This is a genomic window from Chengkuizengella sp. SCS-71B (assembly GCF_040100845.1).
Classification (GTDB): Bacteria; Bacillota; Bacilli; order Paenibacillales; family KCTC-33759; genus Chengkuizengella.
In genome coordinates this window covers 4,012,676-4,029,889 of record NZ_JAZHSH010000001.1, presented here as the reverse complement: position 1 = coordinate 4,029,889, position 17,214 = coordinate 4,012,676, and the positions used below count along the sequence as shown (strand labels likewise).

The window sequence follows — 17,214 nt, the reverse complement described above, 5'->3', positions numbered from 1 at the left end:
TCACTTTTTACACAACCTAGTGTAATCAGCTATCATTTTAATAATACGTATGAAGGGAGTGTTTAAAAAGTGATGTCTTTTGAGCTTATTAACGCTCCCTGTCTTATGGGAGGAGAAAAAACTTATGTGTGGTATAGTCGGATATATTGGAAATAGAGATTCTAAAAGTATTTTAATAAATGGATTAAAAAAATTAGAATATAGAGGGTATGACTCTGCTGGAATCGCAGTGTATACCAATCGTGGATTAGAAGTGAAGAAAGCTAAAGGTCGGTTAGCGGTACTAGAGGAAGAGTTAAGTACAAATCCAATTAAAGGGTCAATTGGTATTGGGCATACTCGTTGGGCAACGCACGGAAAACCTTCTGACGAAAACTCACATCCTCATTGTGATCCATCACAAAAATTTTCAGTCGTTCATAATGGAATCATTGAAAATTATGGAACTCTTAAAGAAGAGTTAATTGCAAAAGGGCATAAATTCTCTTCTGAAACGGATACAGAGGTTATCGCTCATCTTATTTCTGATTTATATGAGGGTGATATCGTTAAGGCGGTTCAAAAAGCAGTAGATCGTATGCGTGGGGCATATGCATTGGCTGTTCTTTGCGAAGATGAACCCGATAAATTAATTGCTGTTCGTTTAGCAAGTCCATTAATTATTGGAATCGGTAAAGGTGAAAGTTATATCGGTTCAGATATTCCAGCCATTTTAGAACACACAAGAGATGTGTATATTTTAAATGATGGAGAAATGGCAATCTTAACTAAAGATGAAGTGACTTTACAAGATGTGAACGGGAATGAAATTCAAAAAGATGTTTTCCATGTGGATTGGGACATCGTAACGGCTGAAAAAGCAGGGTTTGACCATTTTATGTTAAAAGAAATTTATGATCAACCTACAGCATACCGCGATACAATGGGCAGCCGAATATCAATGGATCAAGATCAAGTGATTTTAGATGAAATTAAAATGACTGATGAAGAAATTAAATCTATTGATCGCGTTCATATTGTTGCTTGCGGTACTGCATATCATGCTGGGTTAGTGGGTAAAAACCTTATTGAAAAGTTAGCACGTATTCCAGTTGAAACAGACGTTGCTTCTGAATATCGATATCGTTCACCAATTATTACAAAAAACACGTTAGTTATCGTCGTAAGTCAATCAGGAGAAACTGCTGATACGTTAGCTGCTCTAAGAGAAGCTAAACGTCAAGGGGCTCGTGTAATAGCGATAACAAACGTAGTGGGAAGCTCTGTTTCTCGTGAAGCGGATGATGTGATTACAACTTGGGCAGGACCTGAAATAGCCGTTGCTTCTACGAAAGCTTATACATCGCAATTAATCGCATTTTATTTATTCGGTTTATACTTAGCTCAAAAGCTAGAAACAGTAGAAGCAGGAGAAGTGAAAAAAGTAATTGCAGCTTTACAGGAGCTTCCACAACAAGTAGAAAGCATTTTAGAGCAATCCGAACAAATTAAAACTGTTGCTGAAAAAATCGCACTTCATAATAATTTATTTTTTATAGGGCGGGGATTAGATTTTGCAGTTGTATTAGAAGGATCACTAAAGCTGAAAGAAATTTCATATATCCATTCTGAAGCTTATGCGGCCGGGGAATTAAAACACGGAACGTTAGCCCTAATTGAAGAAGGTATTCCTGTTATAGCATTAGCAACACAAGAAGATGTATTTGAAAAGACTGTAAGCAATATAGAAGAAGTGGCTGCACGTGGTGCTTATGTATTAGGTATTAACCAAGAAGGAAATGAAGAGTTAGGGAAGCTCGTTAATGAGTCTTTCACAATTCCTAAAACATTAGATGTTTTATCACCTGCTCTATCCGTTGTTCCTTTACAGTTATTATCTTATTATGCTTCTCTTACTAGAGGGAATGATGTGGATAAACCTCGTAACTTAGCTAAGAGTGTTACGGTGGAGTAAGTCAGATAAATCAAAATAATATCTTTGTAGTTTTAAAGAAAGTTGCACCGTTTAAAAAAAAGATGCACCGAAATATTAGGAATCAAACCGAATTACTGACTGTTGTAGTGTAAAGTAGATTGATCAAAACTCATGAATTAGAAATTGGTTCATGAGTTTTTTGACTTTCATATTAGACAATTGGGCTATACTGTTGAATAAAAGACTATCTTATTTGTTGAAATAATTATTATTGAGTAAAAGAGTAGGTTAGTTGAAGAAGAAATTTTTAAGGTAAAATAATATAACTAAATTGAAATAAAAAGAAGGTTAAAGTTTAGAATTTATAACTGAAAAACTATTGTTAAATAGCTCTGTTTATTTTTATTATTCACTCAATAGAAACTCTTGCTTATGCTGTAAGGTTATCTGGTACAAGAGTAAGAATGATCGCATCAGCGTTATCTCTCTTTAATGTAATGGTTATTGTTTCAAGTACAGCAAATATGATTCAGTAACTTCTTCCTAAATCATAACCTCTTAGTACTATTTTACTAGAGGAAAAATGAGAGCGTTTGTAGAAATAATAGATTGTTAGAAATGTTTTGGAAAACGCCCTTATACATGTTTTTGATACGAGGCTATGGGAGAGCATATTCTAACTATTCTAAATAATTAGGGAGATGATTTGAGGAATGAAAAAACGAGTATCGAAAGCATTTATGAGTTTTATTGCAATGGTGTTATTGTTATCTACTTTTGGTATGGGAGCAGCTGCTCAAACAGACAATACCTCACAAATCACGGTTAAGGAATTGCCTGTAGCTGAATTGTTTGGAGATATCGAACTATCTTCAAGCGGGCCGACGACAGTCATTGTAGAACTGGAAGCTGAGTCGATTGTAGAGGCAAAGCAAAAAGGAAAAAATCAATCAAAAGACAATTTAAAGGCTGAAAGACAAAAAGTGATAAATGCACTTGAACAATCAGTGGAGCAGGCGGAAGTGAACCGCGAATATGACTATGTCTTCTCTGGTTTTTCAGTAGAATTAGCTGGAACCGATATTATGAAACTTGCAACCATTCCTGGTGTTAAAGCAGTTTATCCAAATGTGAACTATACAGCGGGAGTGATTTCAGTGGAAGAGCTTTCTGCTGAATTGTTTAGTCCAGAAATGGTCAAAAGTGCACCTTTCATAGGAGCTAATGATGCTTGGGAAGCTGGATTTACCGGTGAAGGAGTAACGGTCGCTGTCATCGATACAGGGGTTGATTACACTCATCCTGATTTAGTACATGCGTTTGGAGATTACAAAGGATGGGACTTTGTAGATGATGACAATGACCCTCAAGAAGGTCCTACTCAATCTCACGGGACACATGTATCAGGTACGGTAGCTGCTAACGGAGTGATTAAAGGTGTGGCTCCGGATGCATCACTTCTAGGCTATCGTGTATTAGGACCAGATGGGGGGACAACAGAGGATGTGGTTGCTGGGATTGAGAGAGCGGTTCAAGATGGAGTAGACGTGATGAACTTATCTCTAGGTAATCCGTTGAATAACCCGGACTGGGCTACATCGATTGCTTTAGATTGGGCAATGGCGGAAGGAGTCGTAGCCGTTACATCTAATGGAAACTCAGGACCAGACAACTGGACTGTTGGATCTCCAGGAACTTCTCGTGAAGCCATCTCCGTTGGAGCGACGCAATTGCCGTTTGATAATTATGATGTTGACGTTATAACAACTGGTGGCGTAGAGTATGAAAGTGATAAGGTAATGGGTTATGAAAAAGTTGAAGATATAGAGTTATTAGACGGTAATGAATTTGAGTTTGTGTTTGCTGGTTTAGGAAGCGCAGAAGAGTTTGCGGAAGTTGATGCAGAAGGAAAAATTGCTTTAATTAGCCGCGGGGCTTATGCCTTTGTAGACAAAGCCGCTAACGCTAAAGCTGCAGGTGCGGTTGGAGCCATTATTTTCAACCATTCGCCAGGTGAAATTCCTTTTGTTATTCCAGGCATGGATGTACCAACAGTGAAAATCACTAATGCAGAAGGTCTGATAATGCTTGCAGAATTAGAGGCTGGAAACAACACTGTTACTTTAGATTTTGAATATGTATCGACATCACCTGAAGTGATTGCGGATTTCTCTTCTCGTGGACCGGTAGCGCTTTCATGGATGATTAAGCCGGATGTCTCGGCTCCTGGTGTTAATATTGTAAGTACGTTCCCTGGAAATAGTTACGCTTCCTTACAAGGAACAAGTATGGCTTCACCACATGTAGCGGGTGCTGCAGCGTTATTATTACAGAAAAACCCTCATTGGGATACAGAAGATGTTAAAGCGGCGTTAATGAATACGGCTGAAAACCTTGTGGATCCAGCAAGTGGAGAAGATTTTGCTCACAATACCCAAGGTGCCGGTAGTATTCGTGTGGTCGATGCATTAGATGCCATGACACTGGTTGCTCCTGGTAGTCATTCCTTTGGGAAATTTATAAAAGATAATGGGAAACAAGTAGAAAAACAATTCTTTGAAATTCAAAATCTTTCAGATGAAAGAAAAACATACAGCTTTGATGTAACAATGCATGGAAATCCAGACGGTATAAAAGTGATGCTAAGTAATAACCTGGAAGTACAACCAGGTTCAACACAAGAAGTGAATTTTCATGTACAGGTAGATACCTCAAAATTAGAGCCAGGGTACTATGAAGGAACCATTGAAATCAGTGATGGGGAACAAATCTTTGACGTTCCAACCATATTGTTTGTTGGAGAGCCAGATTACCCTCGTGTAACAGGGGTAGGCCTTGGAAAGGTATCAGATGATATGTACACCGTGGAATCTTACTTGCCGGGTGGCGCTGAGGTGCTGCAGTATGACTTGTATGAATTCGATGCAAGTACTGGAACTATTGGTGGATTCATCGATACGTTAGGAGCTTTTGAAAATGTACCAGCTCCACTTCATGAATTTTCATGGGACGGTACGGTACAAGGTGGCATCCCACTTCCTAACGGAGATTGGGTATTAGCGGTTTATGTAGAATCAAATGGTGTTACAGAATATAGTGCGTTCTTGGTAACAAAAGAATAATCTAAGTTATTTTCACACACTAGTGGGAGACCGGACAGAGAATTTGTCCCCGTCTCCCTATAAACCAATGAAATAGGACGATCCCATGTAAAAAAATCTGATCATATTGAATTAAGTTTGACCATATGAAAAAAAGATTGATCAAAACTAGTATAATAATTTTCAAATTTCATTGATAATATAGGATTCTGGGTTCAAAATAATCAAACTTTTTATTAAAACGCATTATGTTTCAATAAGAAAACCATTTTTTGATCAATCTTTTTATTCATAAATTTTTCCTGTTTGCATAGTTTATCCACTCTACTTTAAACGTTGACTTTAGTTATGCATCTTTCTATAATTGAAAAATTAGCACTTCCTATACAACCGTTCCCACTACCATTACACTCAACCCTAATATTAGTTACACCTTTATAAGCAATACTTAAAATATTTGGGGTAGACATATCATTGGAAGGAGGAATTTCTAATGAAGTATTCACCCCATTTGCCGTAATGATTACATTCAATCCACATTCAGAATCTGCCTCTAAAGTAATTTCTCCAATTATTGTAACTCCCGTGTTTGAGTTAAAAATGTTAAATGAGTCACCACAGCCTAGATCAAATCCTGGAGAAACTGTATCAATCTCAACGGGGCAACAATCACTACAAACAGATATTTCTTTATCTTTACAGTCTTTTATACTTTCCCTTTTCCAGGGAGGTACATTATATTTACTCATAATAAACCACTCCTTCATTACCATATTATTGCATTGTTGATGGTCTTGACTGTGCAAATGTGTAAATAATAAAAAAAGGGCTAAATGTGATTAAAAACCGAAAAATTTGTTAAAAAATAACAATTTTGATAAATGATCAAACTTTATTTTAAACCAACAAAAACCTCTTGGAGGGGAAACTTTAAAGCTAATTAAACTTAAAGAAAAATACGATTTAGATTTACTGTTTAGCTCCAGTCAAAGTGATGGGTCCAAACACTTGAGGTCCTGTATCACCTGAAGGAACAGATGCCACTAAACTATAGGTTACGTCCTTCTCTACATTTTTAATGGTATCTACATATTGTTGAGAATAAATTTGACCTATATTATCAGTACCTTCTATATTTTTCGTTGCACTATAAATCGTCTCTCCATTTTTTGAAATCCGATAAAGGACATCAACTATGGTATCTTGAGGTAGATTCACCTGAAAAATACCATTTAACCATATTTCATCACCTGGTTTCAAACAATCAAATGTAATTTCTGCAATTATTGTAGGTTGATCTGCATTATCAGAAATATTGTCTTTTCCTTAATTTCTTCATAAATAACAACCGCATTTTTAAACAGCCTTCTTCCATTCTCTCATGTATATAATCCTTCCTTATATGGATCTAATATTTCACTATATTTCGCTCGTATCTTTGAGGTGCTTCTTGGTTCAACTATTTATGAATGGTTTTACGATCTCTTCCTAATTTATTTGCTATTTGTGTGATACTCATTCCTTTTACATCATTAAATACTCCCCATTCTTGATCATTATTTTCTCTCCTCCAAGGAGGGAATTTTCAACTGTTGATGCTGTCCATTTTAACAGTGATTTTTTGGAAGAACTACTCACTTCTAAGCTAATACCTACATAAGATGGGATGTAGGAAGTTAGATTTATCAAAGGAGGGCATTTAGATGGACAGTAGAAATTGTAATCGTGAACCAACAGGAGATTGCACCACAGCGTTAGATAAAAATACGATGACGAGTGGTGATAACTCTATTGCTGCAGGTAGAAGTATGGTATCAGATGGGAAAAATTCTCATTAGAAGAAGTGGAGTGAATGAGTTTTGCAGAGATAACGCTGACGGAATTGCTACAACAGCTCAAAGTGGTTATAGAGTGTTAAAACGGACAGATGAAGGTCAAATTTTAATTATTGTAGCAAATCCTATGCAAATTAAAAACGACACAAAAGGAGAGGTACGTAATGGAAAATAACAGAGAAAAATTTACAGAAGAATTGGCTATGAGTAGGGATAAAACCAGAGACCATAAAACAATGGAAAATAGAAGAGAACGGTTAAGAGAACAGTTTTCAGAAGCTATGGCTAGGGAAAAAAGTAGAAAAAATGAAATCATTGAAGAATTAAAACGTTCGATGGATAAATATCAAGAAAGAATGAAAGATGCGAATGTGAGTGGAAAACGTATAGAGAATAGACGTAAGCGAATAGAAGAAATCATTCAAAGGGTGGAAGAACGAAGCGAACAATCACTAAAAAGATTACAAAAGAGACTTTGAAGGAAGTGACTATAAATGGATGGGAAAAATTGTAATCGTGAAGCAACAGGAGATTGCGCCACAGCGTTAGGTAGAAATACGATGGCGAGTGGTGATGACTCTCTTGCTGCAGGTAGAAGTACGGTATCAGATGGGGAAAATTCTCATGCGGAAGGAAGAAGAACAATGTCCGATGGGGATGCTTCCCATGCGGAAGGAAAAGGGACTCAGGCGAAAGGATTGGCTGCTCATTCGGAGGGAATAGATACGATAGCCAGTGGGGACGCTTCTCATTCAGAAGGAAGAAACACTGTAGCCCAAGGAGATCATTCCCATGCGGAAGGAGTTGGAACGCAGGCGATTGGAACAGCTTCTCATGCGGAAGGAACAAGTTCAATAGCGAAAGGATTACAATCGCATGCCGAAGGAGATTGTACAACGGCATCAGGAAGCTATTCTCATGCAGAAGGAACTCAAACGGATGCTGAAGGTGAAGCTTCCCACTCAGAAGGGAGAAATACGGAAGCCACAGGAGACAATGCCCATGCCCAAAATCGAGATACCGTAGCACAAGGAGACAATTCGACCGCTGAAGGCTTAGGTTCAATTGCTAGAGGATTGAATAGCCATTCAGAAGGATTTATTACACAGGCGGATGGAGAAAATGCGCATGCGGAAGGGCGGAACACGAAAGCGACAGGACTTAATTCTCATTCTGAAGGAAGGGACACCCTCGCCCAAGGAGATAATTCCCATGCGGAAGGAGAAGGAGCAGAAGCAATAGGTACCGGTGCTCATGCAGAAGGAACAAATACAGTTGCTTCTGGTGAACAGGCTCATGCGGAAGGTAAACTTACAGTTGCCACTGGTGATTTTTCTCATTCGGAAGGAGATTCAGGTGGAGCCGCTGGATTTGCTTCTCATTCGGAAGGAGTCCTTACGTCAGCCGGACGGTTAGCCTCCCATGCGGAAGGCAGAGCCACCAATGCTGGCGGAGAGGGTTCCCATGCGGAAGGATTTGCTACAACAGCTATTGGGGAAAGCTCTCATTCAGAAGGAAGAGACACCCTTGCCCAAGGAGATTTCTCCCATGCGGAAGGATTTTTCTCGCAAGCCATTGGGGAAAGCTCTCACGCGGAAGGTTGTAATACGGTAGCTTCAGGAGATTTTTCTCACGCAGAAGGAGAAGGAACCGAAGCAACAGGTGTCGGTGCTCATGCAGAGGGAACTAATACCCTTGCCCAAGGAGACAGTTCCCATGCCGAAGGGTCTGGCACTACAGCGGAAGGTTTCTCGTCTCATGCAGAAGGAAGCAATACGGTAGCTGAAGGGTCAGGCTCTCATGCGGAAGGCTGTAATACGGTAGCTTTAGGAGATTGTTCTCACGCGGAAGGAGATGGAACTAGAGCGGAAGGTTTTGCGTCCCATGCTGAGGGTTGTAATACGATTGCTTCAGGTGAATGCTCTCATGCGGAAGGAGATGGTACAGATACAAATAATAGAGTGAATGCGCATATTATGGGGCGTTCAGGTCAAGCAATTGAAGATAACTCTTGGCATTTAGTCAATGGAACATTGATGGCTCTGATTAACGGAAATACAGGGGATGCTTGCTTTGCTGGGCAAATTACTTCCGGTAGAGGGTGTGATTTTGCTGAATTGTTTGAAACGTTGGATGGCAACCCCATTGATGTCGGATATTTTGTCACAACAGAAGGGGACAAAATAAAGAAAGCAACAGATAAAGATAATTATATTTTAGGTGTAACAAGTGGCTTCCCTGCTGTCTTAGGAGGTTCCGGTTATGAATGGAATAAGCGATATTTGACGGGGAAGTGGGGTCAGGCACTATATGAAGAAGTCACCATCCCAGCGGAAAAAGATGAGAACGGCAAAATTATTTCGCCTGAGCGAATTGAAAAAAGACAAAAGTTAAATCCAGAATATGATCCTGATAAACAGTATATTCCAAGATCAGAAAGACCTGAATGGGTAGCTGTTGGATTAACGGGGCAATTATTAGTAAGAGACGATGGAACAAGTGAAGTGAATGGGTTTTGCAGACCTAACGCTGATGGAATTGCTACAATAGCTCAAAGTGGGTATAGAGTATTAAAACGGACAGATGAAGATCAAATTTTAATTATTGTAGCAAATCCTATGCAAATTAAAAACGATTCAAAAGGAGAGGTGCGTAATGGAAAATAACAGAGAAAAATTTACAAAAGACCATAAAACAATGGAAAGTAGAAGAGAACGGTTAAAAGAACAGTTTTCAGAAGCTATGGCCAGGGAAAAAAGTAGAAAAAATGAAATCATTGAAGAATTAAAACGTTCGATGGATAAATATCAAGAAAGAATGAAAAATGCAAATGTGAGTAAAGAACGTTTAGAGAATAGACGTAAGCGAATAGAAGAAATCATTCAAAGGGTGGAAGAACGAAGCGAACAATCACTAAAAAGATTACAAAAGAGACTTTGAAGGAGATGGCTATAAATGGATAGGAAAAATTGTAATCGAAAAGCCCCAGGGGATTGCGCTACAGCATTTGGACGGAATACGATAGCCAGTGGTGACGACGCTCTTGCTGAAGGTAGAAGTACGGTATCAGATGGGGATGCTTCTCATGCGGAAGGAAGAAAAACAATGGCCGATGGGGATGCTTCTCATACGGAAGGAGTAGGAACACAGGCATCGGGAGTAGCCTCCCATACGGAAGGCAGAAACAGCACAGCTAGCGGAGACGCTTCTCATGCAGAAGGCAGAAACAATCTAGCCCAAGGAGATAACTCCCATACGGAAGGAGTAGGAACGCAGGCGATAGGAATAGCTTCCCATACGGAAGGAGTAAGCTCAAAAGCGAAGGGACTGCAATCCCATGCCGAAGGAGATTGTACAACGGCATCGGGAAGCTCCTCCCACGCCGAAGGAACTAAAACGAATGCACAAGGTGAAGCTTCTCATTCAGAAGGGAGAAATACGGAAGCTACAGGAGACAATGCCCATGCCCAAAATCGAGATACCGTAGCCCAAGGAGACAATTCGACCGCTGAAGGCTTAGGTTCCGTTGCTAGAGGATTGAACAGCCATGCGGAAGGATTTATTACACAGGCAGATGGAGAAAATGCACATGCAGAAGGGCGGAACACGAAAGCGACAGGACTTAATTCTCATGCGGAAGGAAGAGACACTCTTACCCAAGGAGATAACTCCCATGCGGAAGGAGAAGGAGCATTTTCTATTGGTATGGGTGCTCATGCAGAGGGAACAGATACAGTTGCTTCTGGTGATCAGGCTCATGCGGAAGGAAGTTTAACAGATGCCTTTGGTTTTTGGTCTCATGCGGAAGGAAGGAGAACGGCTACCGGAGGATCATCAGCCCATGCCGAAGGTGCTGAAACGTTTGCAGAAAGAAACGCTCATGCCGAAGGAGATAGTACGATGGCGTTGGCAGATAGGTCCCATGCTGGGGGTTTTGCTACGGTTGCAGAAGGAACACAATCTCATGCCGAAGGTACAATTACGAGAGCATTAGGTGAGATGTCCCATTGCGAAGGCCTCAGAACAAGAGCCGAAGGGGATGCTTCTCATGCGGAAGGATCACGTGGGGAATCTACGGGAGACCATTCTCACGCCGAAGGGAATGCGACAAGAGCCGTAGGGATTAATTCTCATGCGGAAGGAAGGTTAACAGAAACGACAGGGAATAACTCCCATGCGGAAGGAAGCAATACGAGAGCCACAGGGATTAATTCTCATGCGGAAGGAAGCAATACGAGAACCGCAATATTAGGCTCTCATGCGGAAGGTTGTAATACGCAAGCTTTACAACGTTGTTCTCACGCTGAAGGGAGTGAGACAACAGCCTTAGGTAGGCCTTCTCATGCGGAAGGCTGTAATACGAATGCTACGGGTCTATGCTCTCATGCGGAAGGAGATGGTACTAATACAAATAGTAGAGTGAATGCGTTTATTATGGGACGCTCAGGTTCAGCGGTTGAAGATAACTCTTGGCATTTAGTGAATGGAACATTGATGGCTCTTATAAGCGGGAATACAGGGGATGCTTGCTTTGCTGGGCAAGTTACTTCTGGTAGAGGATGTGATTTCGCTGAATTGTTTGAAACGTTGGATGGCAAACCCATCGATTACGGATATTTTGTCACAACAGAAGGGGATAAAATAAGAAAAGCAACCGATAAAGATAATTATATCTTAGGTGTAACAAGTGCCTTCCCTGCTGTTTTAGGAGGTTCCGGTTATCAATGGAATAAGCGATGCCTGACGGATAAGTGGGGTCAGGTATTATATGAAGAAGTCACCATCCCAGCGGAAAAAGATGAGAACGGCAAAATTATTTCGCCTGAGCGAATTGAAAAAAGACAAAAGCTAAATCCAGAATATGATCCTGATAAACAGTATATTCCAAGATCAGAAAGACCTGAATGGGTAGCTGTTGGATTAACGGGACAATTATTAGTAAGAGACGATGGAACAAGTGAAGTGAATGGGTTTTGCAAACCTAACGCTGATGGAATTGCTACAACAGCTCAAAGTGGTTATAGAGTGTTAAAACGGACAGATGAAGATCAAATTTTAATTATTGTATCAAATCTTGCATGTTGACGGAAACACGACTTGGAATTCTTTCAATTTTTAAATTCAGGACTGCTAAACGAGCTCACAGTCCTGAATTAATTTGATCATATGAAACGACGACTATAACAGAGGAGATAATAATCTGGCTATCGACTCTTTAAATCTTATCCTCAATGGAAATTGGGCATACTCGTTAAGAGTGAGTTGTCTAGATACTTTTACATCCTTTTGAAATGTGTTTGTCAGTCTGTGAGCAAATCCTTCATCATAAAGAAAAGCATTAACCTCAAAATCTAATTTGAAACTTCTTACATCTATATTCGCTGTTCCAACGGATGATATTTTTTCATCGATAATGATAGTTTTAGCATGAATAAAACCATTGTCGTATATATAGACATTTGCTCCAGCTTTAAGTAATTCACCAATATAGGAAAGAGTTGCCCAATATACACAAATGTGATCTGGTTTATTAGGAATCATAATTTTAACCTCGACACCAGAAAAACATGCTATTCGAAGCGAATCCAACAAACTAGTATCTGGAATAAAATAAGGCGTCTGGATTAAAATGGATTTTTTTGCTAATGAGATCATTTTTATAAACCCATTTTTAATATGCTCCCATTCAGAATCAGGACCACTTGAGACGATTTGAATTCCGACATTTCCTTGAAAAGTAACTTCTGGGAAGTATTCAGATTTATAGATAATATTTTGAGAATGGGATGCCTGATTCCAATCAAGAATAAAACGAGTTTGAAGCGAATGAACAGCTGTACCTTGTATCCTTAAATGTGTATCTCGCCAGTATCCAAACTTTTGATTTTTGCCAAGATATTCGTTCCCCACGTTAAAGCCACCAACATAACCTATTTTTCCGTCAATAATGACTACCTTTCGGTGATTCCGATAGTTTATCCGCAGATTGATGAGACGGAATCTAGAAGGAAAAAACGCTTCTACAACACCACCAGATTCACGAAGTTTTTTAAAAAATCGTTTGGTTAATCTTCTTGAGCCTAAATCGTCATATAAAACCCGTACTTGAACCCCTTCTTTTGCTTTTTTTGCTAAAACTTCTATGAGTTTTTTACCGAGTTGATCGTTTTTAATTATATAGTATTGTAGATGAATATGGTTTTTTGCCCCTTCGATATCTTTAAATAACATGTCAAACTTTTCTTGACCATCGGTAAACAATCCAACCGAATTATCTTCAGTTAAGACAACACCATTAACTAAATGCATGTATATTAAATCACTATTATCTTTTATTACTTGATTGTGAAATTGGAATTGACGATTTCTAAGTTGGACCAATTGAGTCCCTAATATTTTTTCACTTCTAACCTTTTTTCGACCCTCCCATTGAAAGAGGTGATAACGCCTAAGGTTTTGTCCGAAAAGAAGATATAAGACAAATCCGAGCAAAGGTATAAATATTAAAACTAATAACCAAGCCCATGAGGAACCAACATCTCGTCTTTCCCGAAATATAACAATAACCACAAAAAACATATTTAATATAATAACTAATTGAAACAATAAGGTAATAATATACATAATGAAATCCTCGCAAAAATGTTATGTTTCCTTCTCGTTTTTTCAACAAGACCTTTAATTTGGATGAGTTCTTTTTTTAAGTTCTTATCATTATCGCCATTTATATGAGTACTCATCCAGAAAATCTTACTTAAAAATAGCTGGTATCTCTTCAAAAATATCGTGGAACTTATATATGATTTTATTAATTTTTAATTTATTGGTAATAATATGTAGGATTTTGGAAGAACATAAAATTTATATTCAATATGTTTTTTTAAAACACATATATGAGAGGTAAGATGAATTGGAAAATATAATGATAGGAATTGATGTTGGATCTACTACTGTAAAAGCAACCGTAGTAGATCCGAATACAAAAGAAATTCTATGGTCTGATTATCAACGTCACAATACGAAACAAGCTGAGAATGTTTTAGATTTCTTAGTTCGTATTGGAAATGAATTTTCTCAAGTAGAGAAAGAAAAGATTCGAGTGTTTATTACGGGATCTGGTGGTAGTCCGATTGCCAAGCATATCGGGGCTAAGTTTGTGCAAGAAGTAAATGCTGTTACGATGTCGGTTGAAGAATTGCATCCTGATGTAGGGAGCGTAGTTGAACTTGGAGGACAAGATGCAAAGATCATTATTTTTAAAGAAAATGAAGAGACCGGTGACAAACAGGCTATTACTTCTATGAATGATAAATGTGCCTCTGGTACGGGTGCTACGATTGATAAGTGTGTCATTAAAGTAGGCATGCCGGAATCAGAGGTTGCTAAGCTTGATTTTGATGATAGCAAATTACATCATGTAGCAGCGAAATGCGGCGTTTTTGCAGAAACGGATATTGTAAACCTCGTGAAAAGCAGCATTCCTTCTTCAGAAATCATGTGTTCTTTGGCAGATGCAATCGTCATGCAGAATCTTTCAGTACTGACTCGTGGAAATACACTGAGACATAAAGTCCTATTGTTAGGAGGTCCAAATACATATTTGCCTTTTCTTCAGCAATGTTGGCGCAAGCGTATTCCAGAATCGTGGGAACAAAGAGGATATAATTATCCGAAAGATATACCGATCGATGAACTCATTTTTGTTCCGGAAAATGCTCAGTATTATGCTGCATACGGTTCCGTCATTTATGGGCTTCATGAATCGAGTGAAGTTGGACGTTATAAGGGCTTAGAAGAATTGAAGAAATTTATTACGCATGGACGAAAGGCTAAGCTGGGTGAGAAAGCCGGTGCTCCATTAGTAAAAAACGTAGAGGAATTGGAAGAATTTCGTCGTCAGTATAGTATTCCTAAATTTAAGCCTGCATCTTTTGAATCTGGGAATACGATTAAGGCTGTTATTGGGCTTGATGGGGGTTCTACTTCGTCAAAAGCAGTAGTAGTTGATGAAAATGGAAAGATTCTTCTTAAGGAATATCAGCTTTCTAAAGGGAATCCAATTCAAGATACAAAGGAGCTTCTCGGTCGTATTCATGATAAAGTTCATGCATCGGGTGCCAAATTAGAAATTATTGGTTTTGGAGCAACTGGTTATGCTGCGGATGTATTGGAAAAGACATTAAAAGCGGATGTCAATATTGTAGAAACTGTTGCCCATATGATGAGCGCAGTTCATTTTTTTGGTGACATTGACGTGATTTGTGATATTGGTGGCCAAGACATAAAAGTCCTTTTTCTAAAAAATGGAGATATCCGTAACTTCCGATTGTCAAACCAGTGTTCAGCTGGGAATGGAATGTTGCTGCAGGCAATGGCTGACCAGTTTGGGATTCCTGTTCAAGAGTATGCTGAAACTGCATTTAAAGCTGATCTGAGTCCGAAATTTTCTTATGGTTGTGCAGTATTTCTTGATTCTGACCGGGTGAATTTTCAGAAGGAAGGCTATGCAAAGGAGGAACTGTTGGCTGGTCTTGCTTTAGTGCTCCCAAAAAACGTCTGGCAGTATGTAGTACAAATTCCGCGAATGGCGGAGCTTGGTCGCAAGTTTGTTTTACAGGGAGGGACACAACATAATCTGGCAGCCGTAAAAGCACAAGTGGATTATATTAAAGAGCGGGTTCCGGATGCTGAGGTATATGTTCATCCTCATACAGGTGAAGCTGGAGCAATTGGAGCTGCCATGGAGACCCTTCGTGTAGTAAAACGACGAGGGTATTCCACTTTTCTCGGGCTTGATGCAGCAATCGGGTTAAGTTATTCATCTCGTAATGATGAATCAACCCGCTGTAATTTTTGCCCAAATAACTGTAGTCGCACGTTTATTGATTCTACAACACCTGATGGACAGACAGCTCGTTATATTTCAGGATTTAGTTGTGAGAAAGGAACGGTAGAAAACAAGGAAGCGTTGATTAAACTGACTAAAGGACGCAATCAGCAGAAAAAGCAATATCCTAATTTAGTGGATTATGAAGCAAAACAAATGTTCAAACATTTCTATGATTCAACTCCTATGCCCTCGTCAGATCAAGCCGTTGAGGATGTCAAAATCAAGTCGAGTATCCTAGGTCTTGGAATGAAACAAAGAAAATTCATTCGTCAGTTTCAACGTTCTTCTATTGAGGCGGTTGAACGACGGAAACAGTTGCGTATTGGCATCCCGAAAGTGTTGAATATTTGGTCTACAGCCCCATTTTGGAGAACCTATCTTGAAACGCTAGGCATCGATCAGAAAAATATTGTATTCAGTAATAATACAAGTGAGGAAATGTGGCAGGAAGGTGGAAAGTACGGTTCCATAGACCCTTGTTACCCGTCAAAAGTAGCACAAGCGCATATTCATAATTTGTTGTTTAAACATCATGAGCGCAAAGCTTTGGACGCAATCGTTTTCCCATGTATAACCCATATCCCAACTCATCTACAGAATGTGATGGATTCTTCAAGCTGTCCGATAGTCGCTGGGGCACCAAATGTGATTAAAGCCGCATTTACGAAAGAAACGGACTTTTTTAAGGAAAGGGGGATCATTTACTTTGATCCAGCAGTGACGTTTACGGAACAGAATATGATGAAAAAACAGCTATTTGAAGCTTTTAATGATTTCTTACAAATCACTGAGGATGAAAATAATTTCGCTGTAGATGAAGCATGGAAGGCAATGGCTCTTTTTGATCATGAAATGCAAGAAAAAGGAAAGCTTATCCTGGAGCAAGTAGAGCAGGAAAATCGCATTGCCATTCTTATGATCGGACGTCCTTATCATTCAGATCCAGGACTTAACCACAGTATTTTGGATGAATTTCAGGTGTTAGGTTATCCGATTTTATCGATGCGCTCCATTCCGAAAGATGAGGCATGGTTACAAAGATTTTTTAAAGATGATTTAGAAAGTGGGAGAGTGAATCATGCTTTGGAAGTGACCGATGTATGGCCTGAAAATTTCAGTTCAAATAGTGTTCAGAAGGTTTGGGCTGCTAAGTTCTCAGCTAGACATCCGAATGTAGCGGTATTGGATCTTTCCAACTTTAAATGTGGACATGATGCCCCTACTTATGGGCTGATTGACTCAGTCATTTCAACGGCTAACACTCCTTATTCTGCTCTTCATGATATCGATGCGAATAAGCCGAGTGGTTCCATTAAGATCAGAGTTAAAACCTATGCTCATAGTCTAGGGCTTCATGAGGAACGGCTTCAAGATCTAGCACAAAAGAAGATGCAATTACAGCAACTGATTGAACAAAAGCGCTGCGAATTACTGCAGCAATCGAGTTTAGAGAAAAAAGCGATATCTGAATAA

12 protein-coding genes and 2 pseudogenes are annotated in these 17,214 nt (G+C 39.2%); 11 read left to right on the top strand and 3 right to left on the bottom strand.

Going from position 1 to position 17,214, the window contains the following annotated elements; translation table 11 throughout:
* Window positions 1-124: 124 nt before the first annotated feature.
* The 3 genes and pseudogenes from glmS to VQL36_RS19600 all read left to right on the top strand — a co-directional run bounded on the left by glmS (window position 125) and on the right by VQL36_RS19600 (window position 5,037).
* Window positions 125-1,954: a glutamine--fructose-6-phosphate transaminase (isomerizing) gene (gene glmS / locus VQL36_RS19610; protein ID WP_349250922.1), complete on the top strand. Its 1,830-nt coding sequence runs from the start codon at window positions 125-127 to the stop codon at window positions 1,952-1,954.
* Between the two features lie 325 nt (window positions 1,955-2,279).
* Window positions 2,280-2,448 (top strand): annotated as a pseudogene (locus tag VQL36_RS19605) (lipid II flippase family protein); the annotation flags it as partial.
* 180 nt (window positions 2,449-2,628) lie between these two features.
* A complete protein-coding gene (locus VQL36_RS19600) occupies window positions 2,629-5,037 on the top strand; it encodes a S8 family serine peptidase (RefSeq protein WP_349250921.1) in 2,409 nt (802 codons plus the stop codon).
* A 308-nt stretch (window positions 5,038-5,345) separates the two neighbouring features.
* Here VQL36_RS19600 and VQL36_RS19595 read toward each other — a convergent pair whose 3' ends face one another.
* Window positions 5,346-5,765, bottom strand: coding sequence for a hypothetical protein (locus tag VQL36_RS19595; protein WP_349250920.1), 420 nt, complete (start codon window positions 5,763-5,765; stop codon window positions 5,346-5,348).
* 220 nt (window positions 5,766-5,985) lie between these two features.
* Window positions 5,986-6,276, bottom strand: a complete 291-nt coding sequence (locus tag VQL36_RS19590; protein ID WP_349250919.1) for a hypothetical protein — start codon at window positions 6,274-6,276, stop codon at window positions 5,986-5,988.
* Between the two features lie 443 nt (window positions 6,277-6,719).
* On the opposite strand from VQL36_RS19590, the gene VQL36_RS19585 reads away from it, so the two are divergent.
* The 7 genes and pseudogenes from VQL36_RS19585 (at window position 6,720) to VQL36_RS19560 (ending at window position 11,936) form a co-directional block, all read left to right on the top strand.
* On the top strand, window positions 6,720-6,854 hold the full coding sequence (locus tag VQL36_RS19585) for a hypothetical protein (protein ID WP_349250918.1): 135 nt from the start codon (window positions 6,720-6,722) through the stop codon (window positions 6,852-6,854).
* A complete protein-coding gene (locus tag VQL36_RS19580; protein WP_349250917.1) occupies window positions 6,835-7,026 on the top strand; it encodes a hypothetical protein in 192 nt (63 codons plus the stop codon). Before VQL36_RS19585 ends, VQL36_RS19580 begins: the two co-directional genes overlap by 20 nt.
* Window positions 7,016-7,330, top strand: coding sequence for a hypothetical protein (locus VQL36_RS19575; RefSeq protein WP_349250916.1), 315 nt, complete (start codon window positions 7,016-7,018; stop codon window positions 7,328-7,330). The genes VQL36_RS19580 and VQL36_RS19575 overlap by 11 nt, the downstream gene beginning before the upstream one ends.
* Before the next feature lie 15 nt (window positions 7,331-7,345).
* Window positions 7,346-8,593, top strand: a pseudogene (locus VQL36_RS21210) (exosporium leader peptide); the annotation flags it as partial.
* A gap of 234 nt (window positions 8,594-8,827) precedes the next feature.
* Window positions 8,828-9,517 (top strand): peptidase G2 autoproteolytic cleavage domain-containing protein, encoded by a 690-nt coding sequence (locus VQL36_RS21205; protein ID WP_413789582.1) that lies wholly within the window; start codon window positions 8,828-8,830, stop codon window positions 9,515-9,517.
* Window positions 9,507-9,791: a hypothetical protein gene (locus VQL36_RS19565; RefSeq protein WP_349250914.1), complete on the top strand. Its 285-nt coding sequence runs from the start codon at window positions 9,507-9,509 to the stop codon at window positions 9,789-9,791. The genes VQL36_RS21205 and VQL36_RS19565 overlap by 11 nt, the downstream gene beginning before the upstream one ends.
* Before the next feature lie 15 nt (window positions 9,792-9,806).
* Entirely contained in the window at window positions 9,807-11,936 is a 2,130-nt protein-coding gene (locus tag VQL36_RS19560) for a peptidase G2 autoproteolytic cleavage domain-containing protein (RefSeq protein WP_349250913.1), read from the top strand.
* Between the two features lie 93 nt (window positions 11,937-12,029).
* On the opposite strand, the gene cls is transcribed toward VQL36_RS19560, so the two are convergent.
* Window positions 12,030-13,475 (bottom strand): cardiolipin synthase, encoded by a 1,446-nt coding sequence (gene cls, locus VQL36_RS19555; RefSeq protein ID WP_349250912.1) that lies wholly within the window; start codon window positions 13,473-13,475, stop codon window positions 12,030-12,032.
* 298 nt (window positions 13,476-13,773) lie between these two features.
* On the opposite strand from cls, the gene VQL36_RS19550 reads away from it, so the two are divergent.
* On the top strand, window positions 13,774-17,214 hold the full coding sequence (locus VQL36_RS19550; protein ID WP_349251227.1) for a BadF/BadG/BcrA/BcrD ATPase family protein: 3,441 nt from the start codon (window positions 13,774-13,776) through the stop codon (window positions 17,212-17,214).

What these genes read in the sequence shown, in the direction of transcription:
- glmS (WP_349250922.1), top strand. Translation starts at nt 125, where the DNA reads ATGTGTGGTATAGTCGGATATATTGGAAATAGAGATTCTAAAAGTATT.
- VQL36_RS19600 (WP_349250921.1), top strand. Translation starts at nt 2,629, where the DNA reads ATGAAAAAACGAGTATCGAAAGCATTTATGAGTTTTATTGCAATGGTG.
- VQL36_RS19595 (WP_349250920.1), bottom strand. Translation starts at nt 5,765, where the DNA reads ATGAGTAAATATAATGTACCTCCCTGGAAAAGGGAAAGTATAAAAGAC.
- VQL36_RS19585 (WP_349250918.1), top strand. Translation starts at nt 6,720, where the DNA reads ATGGACAGTAGAAATTGTAATCGTGAACCAACAGGAGATTGCACCACA.
- VQL36_RS19580 (WP_349250917.1), top strand. Translation starts at nt 6,835, where the DNA reads ATGGGAAAAATTCTCATTAGAAGAAGTGGAGTGAATGAGTTTTGCAGA.
- VQL36_RS19575 (WP_349250916.1), top strand. Translation starts at nt 7,016, where the DNA reads ATGGAAAATAACAGAGAAAAATTTACAGAAGAATTGGCTATGAGTAGG.
- VQL36_RS21205 (WP_413789582.1), top strand. Translation starts at nt 8,828, where the DNA reads ATGGGGCGTTCAGGTCAAGCAATTGAAGATAACTCTTGGCATTTAGTC.
- VQL36_RS19565 (WP_349250914.1), top strand. Translation starts at nt 9,507, where the DNA reads ATGGAAAATAACAGAGAAAAATTTACAAAAGACCATAAAACAATGGAA.
- VQL36_RS19560 (WP_349250913.1), top strand. Translation starts at nt 9,807, where the DNA reads ATGGATAGGAAAAATTGTAATCGAAAAGCCCCAGGGGATTGCGCTACA.
- cls (WP_349250912.1), bottom strand. Translation starts at nt 13,475, where the DNA reads ATGTATATTATTACCTTATTGTTTCAATTAGTTATTATATTAAATATG.
- VQL36_RS19550 (WP_349251227.1), top strand. Translation starts at nt 13,774, where the DNA reads ATGATAGGAATTGATGTTGGATCTACTACTGTAAAAGCAACCGTAGTA.